Source organism: Streptomyces sp. 1-11 (genome assembly GCF_007176755.1).
GTDB lineage: Bacteria > Actinomycetota > Actinomycetes > Streptomycetales > Streptomycetaceae > Streptomyces.
In genome coordinates this window covers 534,647-544,369 of the sequence record NZ_BJTV01000004.1, presented here as the reverse complement: position 1 = coordinate 544,369, position 9,723 = coordinate 534,647, and the positions used below count along the sequence as shown (strand labels likewise).

2 protein-coding genes are annotated in these 9,723 nt (G+C 75.3%); both read left to right on the top strand.

Going from position 1 to position 9,723, the window contains the following annotated elements; genetic code table 11:
• Nucleotides 1-1,279, top strand: a 1,279-nt coding sequence (locus tag TNCT1_RS11835; protein ID WP_235902534.1) for an acyl carrier protein, incomplete at its 5' end; no start/stop codon positions are given.
• A gap of 14 nt (nt 1,280-1,293) precedes the next feature.
• Nucleotides 1,294-9,666 (top strand): non-ribosomal peptide synthetase, encoded by an 8,373-nt coding sequence (locus tag TNCT1_RS11830; protein WP_143630824.1) that lies wholly within the window; start codon nt 1,294-1,296, stop codon nt 9,664-9,666.
• The last annotated feature ends 57 nt before the right edge of the window (nt 9,667-9,723 follow it).

Here is a 9,723-nt window from a genome sequence, read left to right as displayed (position 1 = left end):
CGCCAACGGCACCGCCTTCTCCGACGAGGTCGAAATCCGCGCCCTGCGCGAGGTGTTCGCCGGTGTCACCGAACCCGTTCATGTCGGCACCGTGAAGTCCAACCTCGGCCACCCCGAAGCCGCATCCGGCATCGCCCAGCTCACCAAGGTCGTGCTCCAGCTCCGGCACGGGCAGGTCGCCCCCCTCGTCGCCACCGGAACCGCCAACCCCCGCCTCGACCTGGAGGGTTCGCCCCTGCGGCTCGCGGAGGAGCCGGCCGGATGGGAGCCGCGCGGCGGCGCGCCCCGCCGCGCCCTCATCAACTCCGTTGCGGCGGGCGGCAGTCACGTGAGCATCGTCGTCGAGGCGCCGCCCGCCGCCGCCCGCACCGTCGCGGCGGACCCGGCACCGCAGGTCGTCCTGGTCTCCGCCCGCACCCCCGAACTGCTGCGCACGACCGTGGGCCGCCTGCACGACTACCTCGACCGCGACGGCACGGTGAGCCTCGCCGACATCGCCTACACCTCCCAGCTCGGCCGGGAGCCCCAGGCCGAGCGGCTCGCCGTGGTCGCGGCCGACCGCGGGCAGCTCCGCGACGCCCTCGCCGCCGAACTCGCCGAGGCCCCCGCCACGCCGCCCGTCGGGGTCGGCGTGCACCGCGGCAACGCCGAGGGGGACGCCGGACCGCTCGGCGCGGTCCTGACCGGCGCCCGCGGCGAGGCGTTCCTCGCCGGACTGGTCCAGGACCGCGCCCTGGACCAGCTCGCCGAACTCTGGGCGCACGGCGTCCGGGTGCCGTGGGCCGGACTGCACGACGGGCCCCGCCCCATGGCGCCACTGCCGCCGACGGCCTTCGAGACGGGCCGCTACTGGGTCGGCCGCGCCCCCGAGCAACCCGCCGCCACCCGCCGCACAGTGCCCGAGCCGCCCGGGCCGCACGCGCCCGCCGCCGCGGCCACGCCCTCCGACAGCCTGCGCACGATGACGCTGGCCTGGGCGGACGTCCTGGGCGTCGACCCGGAACGGCTCGACGGCCGCAGCGACTTCTTCGCCCTCGGCGGCAACTCCCTGCTGGCCACCCGCCTCATCAACCGGCTCACCGAACGGGCCGGCGTGGAGCTGCCGGTGGAGGCGGTCTTCAGCGCGCCCCGGCTCGCCGACATGGCCCTGGAACTCGGGCGGCGCGCCGCGGCCACGACGGACGCCGGCTCGCTCGACGTGGACCTGATCCTCGAAAGCATCGCCCTCGTCGAGCACATGAGCGACGAGGAGCTGGACGCCCTGGACATCGAGAGCTGAGGCAGAGGTTGACGATGGACATCACCAGTCAGGACACCGGACTGGACCTCGTCCGGAGGATCCGCTCCCTGCCCGCGAAGCGGCAGCGCGCCCTGATCTCGCTGCTGCGCAAGCAGGGCGTCGACCTGTCCGCGCTGAGCGCCGTGCCGCGCCTGCCGCGTGACGCGGGCGAGCCGCTGCCGCTGTCGTTCACCCAGCAGCGCCTGTGGTTCCTGGAGAAACTGGGCGGCACCGGCGCCGCGTACAACATCCCGGTGGCGATGCGGCTCAGCGGCCGCCTGGACCGGCCCGCCCTGCTGCGCGCCCTGGCGGCGGTCGTCCAGCGGCACGAGGTGCTGCGCACCAGGTTCACCGAACACGAGGGCGTGCCGGGGCAAGTCATCGGCGACGGCGCCGATTTCACCGTGGTGGAGGAGGAACTGGCCGACCCCGCACGGCTGCCCGGGATCTGCCGCGAGGAGGCCGCCGCCCCGTTCGACCTGGCGCGCGGGCCGCTGATCCGGGCCCGTCTGCTGCGGCGCTCCGAACAGGAGCACCACCTGCTCGTCACGACCCACCACAGCGTCTGCGACGGCTGGTCGGTGGGGGTGTTCTTCCGCGATCTGGTCGCGTGCTACGAGGCGTTCGCCGCCGGCCGGCCGACGCCGCTCGCACCCCTGCCCGTCCAGTACGCCGACTGGGCCGACTGGCAGCGCCGCCGGCTCGCCGACGAGGTGCAGGAACGCCAGGTCGGCTACTGGCGGCGCCAGTTGGCGGGCGTCGATCCCAGGCTGACCCTGCCCACCGACCGGGAACGCCCCCGGGTGAAGACGTACGCGGGCGCCGCCGAGTCCTTCCGCTGCCCCGCCGAACTGCTCGGCGCGCTGCGCGAGGTGGCCAAGTCCCACGACGCCACCCTCTACATGACGCTGCTCGCGGCCTACGACGTCGTCCTGAACCGCTACACGCACCAGACCGACATCGCCGTGGGCACCGTGGTCGCCGGCCGCAACCGGCGCGAGGCCGAGGACCTGGTCGGCTTCTTCGCCAACACCCTGGTGATGCGCACCGACCTGTCCGGCGACCCCGCCTTCACGGAGCTGCTGGCCCGCGTCCGCAGGACCGCCCTCGAGGCCTACGACCACCAGGACGTGCCGTTCGAGGCCGTGGTGGACGCGCTGGACACCGAGCGCAGCCTCGCCCACTCACCCGTCTTCCAGACCCTGTTCGTCCTCCAGGAGGCGCAGACCGGGCGCTCGGCGGCCCTCGGTGACCTCGACGTCACCCCGGTCGAGGTCGAGCTGACCTCCACCAAGTTCGACCTCACCGTCGACCTGCGGGAGACCCCGGACGGACTGGCCGGCACCGTCGAGTACAACACCGACCTGTACGACCGGGAGACCGTCCGGCGCTTCATCGGTCACTACACACGGCTGCTGGAGGCCGTCGCGGCGGACCCGGCCCGGCCCCTGTCCGGGCTCGGCATGCTGGACGACGCCGAGCGCCGCCAGGTGATCGAGGTGTGGAACGACACCGAGCGGCCGTACTCCGCCGACCGCTGCCTGCACCAGCTCTTCGAGGACGAGGCGGCCCGCCACCCGGACCGCACCGCCCTCGTCGACGCCGAGGCCTGCTGGACCTACGGCGAGCTCAACGCCTGGGCCAACCGCGTCGCCCACGGACTGCGCGCGCACGGCGTCGGACCCGACACCCTCGTCGGCCTGCACGCGCACCGCTCCGCCGAGATGGTCGCCGGCATCCTCGGCACCCTGAAGGCCGGCGGCGCCTACCTGCCCATCGAACCGACCCACCCCGACGCCCGGCGCGCCGGCCTCGTGGAGTCCACCGGCGTCCAGGTGGTGCTCACCCAGCCGGACCTGGACACCGGGCCCCTGCGCGGCGCCGCCCACCTGCTCGGCCTGCACCGCGACGGCACCCTGCGCGACGGCGCCGGCCAGGACGTCACCGGCGGCCGCGAGGACAACCCGCCGGCCGGCGAACTGGGCCTGACCAGCGAGCACCTGGCCTACGTCATCCACACCTCCGGCTCCACCGGCCGCCCCAAGGGCGTCATGATCGAGCACCGGGCGGCCGTCAACCGCATCGAGTGGATGCAGCACGAGTACGGTCTCGGCGAGGACGACGTCGTCCTGCAGAAGACCCCGTACAGCTTCGACGTGTCGGTTTGGGAGTTCTTCTGGCCCCTGCTCTTCGGCGCGCGGCTCGCCGTCGCCGAGCCCGGCGGCCACCGCGACCCCGCCTACCTGGTCTCCGCCGTCCGCCGGTTCGGCGTGACCACCCTGCACTTCGTGCCCTCCATGCTGCGCACCATCGTCGAGGAGCCCGGCTGGAGCGAGTGCGACACCGTCCGCCGGGTCTTCTGCAGCGGCGAGGCACTGCCCCCCGACCTGTGCGCCCGCCATTACGAGCGCCACCCGGCGCCCCTGCACAACCTCTACGGCCCCACCGAGGCCGCCGTCGACGTCAGCCACTGGACCTGCCCCGCCGGGCCCGCCCCGCGCACGGTGCCCATCGGCCGGCCCATCCAGAACATCCGGCTCCACGTCCTGAACGAGGCCCGCGAACCCCAGGGGATCGGCTGCGCGGGCGAGCTGTACATCGCCGGCGCCGGTCTCGCCCGCGGCTACCTGCACCAGCCGGAACTGACCCGGGAACGCTTCGTGCCCGACCCGTTCGGCGGGCCCGGGGCGCGCATGTACCGCACCGGCGACCTGGCGCGCCGGCTGCCCGACGGCAACCTGGAGTTCCTCGGCCGCGTCGACGGCCAGGTCAAACTGCGCGGGTTCCGCATCGAGCCGGGCGAGATCGAGCACCGGCTCGCCGAGCACCCCGCCGTGCGGGCCTGCGCCGTCGTCGTGCGCGAGGACCAGCCGGGCAGTCCCCGCCTCGTCGCGTACACCGTCCTCGACCCCGGCCACCCGGGCGAGGACCACCGCGCCGAGCTGACCCGCCACCTGGCGGCCGGCCTGCCCGACTACATGGTGCCCGGCGCCTTCGTCGTCCTGGACGCCCTGCCCGTCACGGCCCACGGCAAGCTCGACCGGGCCGCCCTGCCCGCACCCGGCATCGACGCCTTCGCCCAGCGCGCCTACGTCGCCCCCGCCACCCCCACCGAGAAGCTGCTCGCCCGGGTGTGGGCCGAACTGACGGGGTTCGACGCCGCACGGATCAGCGCCGAGGACAACTTCTTCGCCCTCGGCGGCCACTCCCTGATGATCACCGTGCTGGTGGCCCGGCTCAAGGAGCACGGCCTGAACGTCGCCGTGCAGGACGTGTTCGCCGAGCCCGGCCTCGCGGCCCTCGCCGCCCGCGTCGACGCCACCCCCGGGACGGACGACGAGTACAGCGCGCCGCCCAACCTGATCCCGGACGGCTGCACCCGGCTCACCCCGGGGATGCTGCCCCTGATCGACCTCACCCAGGACCAGCTCGACACGATCACCGCCGCCGTGCCCGGCGGCGCGGCCGGCGTGCAGGACGTCTACCCGCTGCTGTCCACGCAGGAGGGCATCCTCTTCCACCACCTGATGGACCCGGACCACGACCCCTACCTCGTCTCCACCCTCTACGTGGCCGACGACGAGGCGGCCTGCGCCCGGTTCACCGCCGCCCTGCAGGCGGTCGTCGACCGCCACGACGTGATGCGCACCGCCGTCCTCACCACCGGACTGCCCGAACCCGTGCAGGTCGTGCACCGCACGGCCCGGCTGCCGCTGCGCCGGGTCCGGCTGGAACCCGGCCGGGACGCCGAACGACAGGCCCGCGCCCTGCTGGACGGAGCCGGGCGGATGAGCCTCGACACCGCCCCGCTGCTGCGGCTGACGGTCGCCGAGGACCCGGACTCCGAACGCCGGTACCTGCTGCTGACCGCCCACCACCTCATCGAGGACGCCACCTCGCTGCGGCTCACCCTCGGGGAACTGGCCCTGCACATGGCCGGCCGCGCCGACCTGCTGCCGCCCCCGCCGCCGTACCGCGACTTCGTCGCGCACACCCTGCGCCGGCAGGCGGCCGACGAGGCCGAGGAGCACTTCCGCGCCGCCCTCGGCGACGTCACCGAGCCGACGTTCCCGTTCGGCCTGGCCGACGTGCACGGCGACGCCCGCCGGGTCACCCGGCTGCGCCGCACGCTCCCCGCGGAACTCACCGGCGAGCTGCGCGCCCACGCCAGGCGGCTGCGGACCAGCCCCGCCTGCCTGTTCCACGCCGCCTGGGCACGGGTCGTGGCCGCGTGCAGCAACCGCGACGACGTGGTCTTCGGCTCGGTGATGTCCGGACGGCTCCAGGGCGTGCCCGGTGTGGAGCGGATGCTCGGCAACTTCATCAACACCCTCCCGCTGCGGGTCCGGCTGGCCGGCCGCACCGTCCGCGAGCTGATCGGCGAGGTCGATGTCGCGCTGCGCGGCCTGGTCGCCCGCGAGCACACCCCGCTGGGCCTGGCCCAGCGGTGCAGCGGCATGGACGGCGACGCCCCGCTGTTCAGCGCCGTCGCCAACTTCCGCCACTTCGAACCCGGGCACGGCGAGACCGCGGCCCCGCGCACCGACGACTCCGGGGTGCGGTTCGTCGCCGCCGCGGACGGCATCAACTACCCGGTGTCGGTGTCCGTCGACGACTTCGGCAGCGAACTCTCCCTCGACCTCCAGGTGGACGACTCGCTGTCCGCCGACGCCGTCGCCGGCTACCTCGTCACCGCGCTCACCGGCCTCGCCGAAGCCCTCGCCGCCGACGACGGCGCCGGCACCCGCGCCCTGGACCTGGAGGTGCTGCCCGCCGCCGAGCGCCGGCGCCTGCTCGTCGAGTGGAACGACACCCGCACCCCCATGCCGGCGCCCACCCTCACCGCCGCCTTCGCCGCCCAGGCCGCCCGCACCCCCGACGCGACGGCGCTGGTGTACGAGGACCAGCGCCTGACCTACGCGGAGTTCGACGCCCGCGCCAACCGGCTCGCGCACTGGCTGACCGAGCGGGGAGCGGGCCCCGAGCGGATCGTCGGCGTCGGCATGCCGCGCTCCTTCGACCTGCTCGTCGCGATCTACGGCATCCTCAAGTCCGGCGCCGCCTATCTGCCGCTCGACCCCGACCTGCCCGCCGAACGCCGCGCGACGATGGTCTCCGACGCCCGTCCGCTGCTGGTCCTGGACGAACTGCCCGACACCTCCGGCCTGGCGGACACCGATCCCGGCGCCGGGATCCGCCCGGACCACCCCGCCTACGTGCTCTACACCTCCGGCACCACCGGCCGGCCCAAGGGCGTCGTGATCACCCACCGGGCCAGCATGAACTGGCTCGCCTGGGACCAGGGCGTCTACCGGGGCGGGGAGGGCGACCGGATCCTGTTCAAGACCTCCATCGGCTTCGACGTCTCCGTCAAGGAGCTGTTCTGGCCGCTGCAGACCGGCGGCACGATCGTCATCGCCCGGCCGGGCGGCCAGAAGGACCCCGAGTACCTGGCCACGGCCGTCCGGGAACACGGCATCACCGACATCGACTTCGTGCCCTCGATGCTCGCCGAGTTCCTCTCCGAGCCGGCCGCCGCCGAGTGCACCGGCCTGGTCAGGCTGGAGGCCACCGGCGAACCGCTGTCCGTGGAGCTGGCCGAGCGGGTGGCGCGCGCCCTGCCCGGCACCCTGCTGTTCAACCTGTGCGGCCCCACCGAGGTGGGCGGCGCCCTCGGCCTGTACGGCCCGTACACCCCCGAGCCCGGCGCCACCCGGGTGCCCATCGGCGCGCCCGTCTACAACACGCAGGCGTACGTCCTCGACAACGCGCTGCGGCCGCTGCCCGCCGGCGTCCCCGGCGAGCTGTACATCGCCGGCGACCAGCTCGCGCGCGGCTTCCTCGGCCGGCCCGGGCTGACCGCGGAGCGGTTCGTGCCCAACCCGTTCACCCCCGGCACCCGCATGTACCGCACCGGCGACCTGGTGCGCTGGCGGCCGGACGGACTGATCGAGCACCTGGGGCGGGTCGACGACCAGGTCAAGATCCGCGGCTTCCGGGTGGAGCCCGGCGAGATCGAGAACGCCCTGCACGGCCACCCCGCCGTGCACCGGGCCGTCGTCCTGCCGCACGGCACCGGCGCCTCCCGCTCCCTCGTCGCCTACGTCAGCCCGGTGCGCGGCGCGCGCGAGGAGGACGGAGCGCAGGCGCCGCTCGCCCGGCGGCTGAAGGAGCACCTGGCCGCGCGGCTGCCCGACTACATGGTGCCGACCGCGTTCGTCGTCCTCGACGAACTGCCCGTCAACCGCAACGGCAAGGTCGACCGCGGCGCCCTGCCCGCGCCCACCGAGGCGGACCTGGCCCGCGAGGACTACGTCGCCCCGCACACGCCCACCCAGCGGGAGCTGTGCCGCATCGTGTCCGAGGTGCTGGGCGTCGCCCGCGTCGGCCTCAACGACTCCTTCTTCGACCTCGGCGGGCACTCCCTGCTGGCCACCAGGCTCTCCCTGCGGGTGAAGAAGGAGATGGGCGCGGACCTCCCGCTCCAGGTGATCTTCACCGCCTCCGGCATGGCCGAGATGGCCGCCGCGGTGGACGGCCTGCTCGACGCCGGGCAGCCCGCCGCGGCACGAGCCGGCTCGGCCCCGACGGCCACTGGTGACGCGGTCCCGGCCGCGACGGCCGCCGAGGCCGCGGCCCCGGCCCCGACGGCCACCGGGGACGCGGCCCCGGCCCCGCGGGACGCGGCGGGCGCGGCCGGTGGGCTGGAGGACGCGGCGCAGACCGGTCCGACCTACGTGCCGGGCGACGGCACCGCCCCGGTCGCGCCCGAGGGCGTGGCGCGGGCAGCCGGCTCCGCCAACACCGGTGGCTCCGCCAACGCCGACGGCGAGGCCCGCATGCCGGGCGAGTCCGCCGCGTCGGCCGACGTGCCGGCCGAGTCCGCCGCCACCGCCGCCGACGCGGCCCGCGTGCCGGCCGAGTCCGCCGCGTCGGTCGGGGACACCACGTCGGCCGAGGACACCGCTTCGGCCGAGGGCACCGCGCCGTTGTCCCTGCAGCAGCGGGACCTGTGGTTCCTGAACCGGCCCGGGCACCTGGCCGCCGCGCACGACAACGTGCAGCTCGCCTTCCGCCTCGACGGGCCGCTCGACCGCGACGCCTTCGTCCGCAGCGTGCGCGCCCTCGTGGAGCGCCACCCCGTGCTGCGCACCGGTTACGTCCGCCTCCCCGGCGGCGGCCTCGCGCAGCGCGTGCACGACGCGGCCGGCTTCGCGGTGACCGTCGCGCCCGCCCCGGGCGACGAGGCGGGCCTCGCCGCCTGGCTGCGCGCCGAACGGGCCCGGCCCTTCGACCCGGAGGGGCCGCACGCGCTGCGCTCCCACCTGCTCACGCTCGCCGAGGACCGGCACGTCGCCGTCCTGACCCGCCCGTGGGGCGTCTTCGACGGCTGGTCGGTGAACATCGTCCTGACCGAACAGCAGGCCCTGTACCGGGCGTTCGCGCTGGGCGAGGAGCCGCGGCTCGCGCCGCTGCCGATGAGCTACGCCGACTTCGCCCGCCGGCAGGCCACGGCCGTCACGGCCGAGGAGCTCGGCCGCCAGCGGGAGCACTGGCTGCGGCGGCTGGACGGAGCGCCCGGCTGTCTGCCGGTGCGCACCGACTACGAGCGGTGCCCGGTGAAGACGTACCAGGGCGCCCAGGTGGCGCTGAGCGCCCCCGGCGAGGTGGCCGACGGCCTGCGGCGGCTCGGTCAGGAGCACGGCGCCACCCTCTACATGACGCTGCTGTCGGCGTTCGCCGCCCTGCTCGGCGGCGAGAGCGACACACCCGACCTGGTCATCGGCACCCCGGTCGCCAACCGGCCGGACACCGAACTGGAGGGCGTGGTCGGCTACTTCGTGAACATGCTGCCGATGCGCCTCGACGCGTCCCCGGGGCGCCCCTTCACCGAGCTGCTGGCCGAGGCCAAGGACGCCACCGGCGAGGCCCACGCGCACAAGGACGTGCCGTGCGCGGACCTCGTCGACGCCCTCGCGGCGCACCGCGACCCGGCCCGGTCCCCGCTGTTCCAGGCCACGTTCAACCTGCTGCCGACCTGGGACGCGCCGGAGGCGGACGACGCCGGCGCCCTGACCGTCACCCAGCTGCCCACCGACGCCGGCACCTCCCGGTACGACCTGAGCCTGGTGGTGCAGGAGACCGGCGCGGGACTGGCCGGCTACCTGGAGTACAGCACCGACCTGTTCACCCCGGCCACGGCCGGGCGCCTGGCCCGTGCCTACGAACACCTCCTCGCCCGGATCGCCCGGGACCCCGGCGGCACGCTCGCCGGACTGCGCGCCCCGGCGCCGGCCACCGGCGGCGACCGGCCGCCTGCCGCCCGCGCCGACCGGACCCAGCCCAGGGGCGGCAGGCGCCCCGCACGACGCAGGACCGGACGGTGAACCGCCCTCGCCCGCCGCGGCGGCCGCGGTGCCCGGCCCCGGCACCCCCGACGGGCA

What these genes read in the sequence shown, in the direction of transcription:
- TNCT1_RS11830 (WP_143630824.1), top strand. Translation starts at nt 1,294, where the DNA reads ATGGACATCACCAGTCAGGACACCGGACTGGACCTCGTCCGGAGGATC.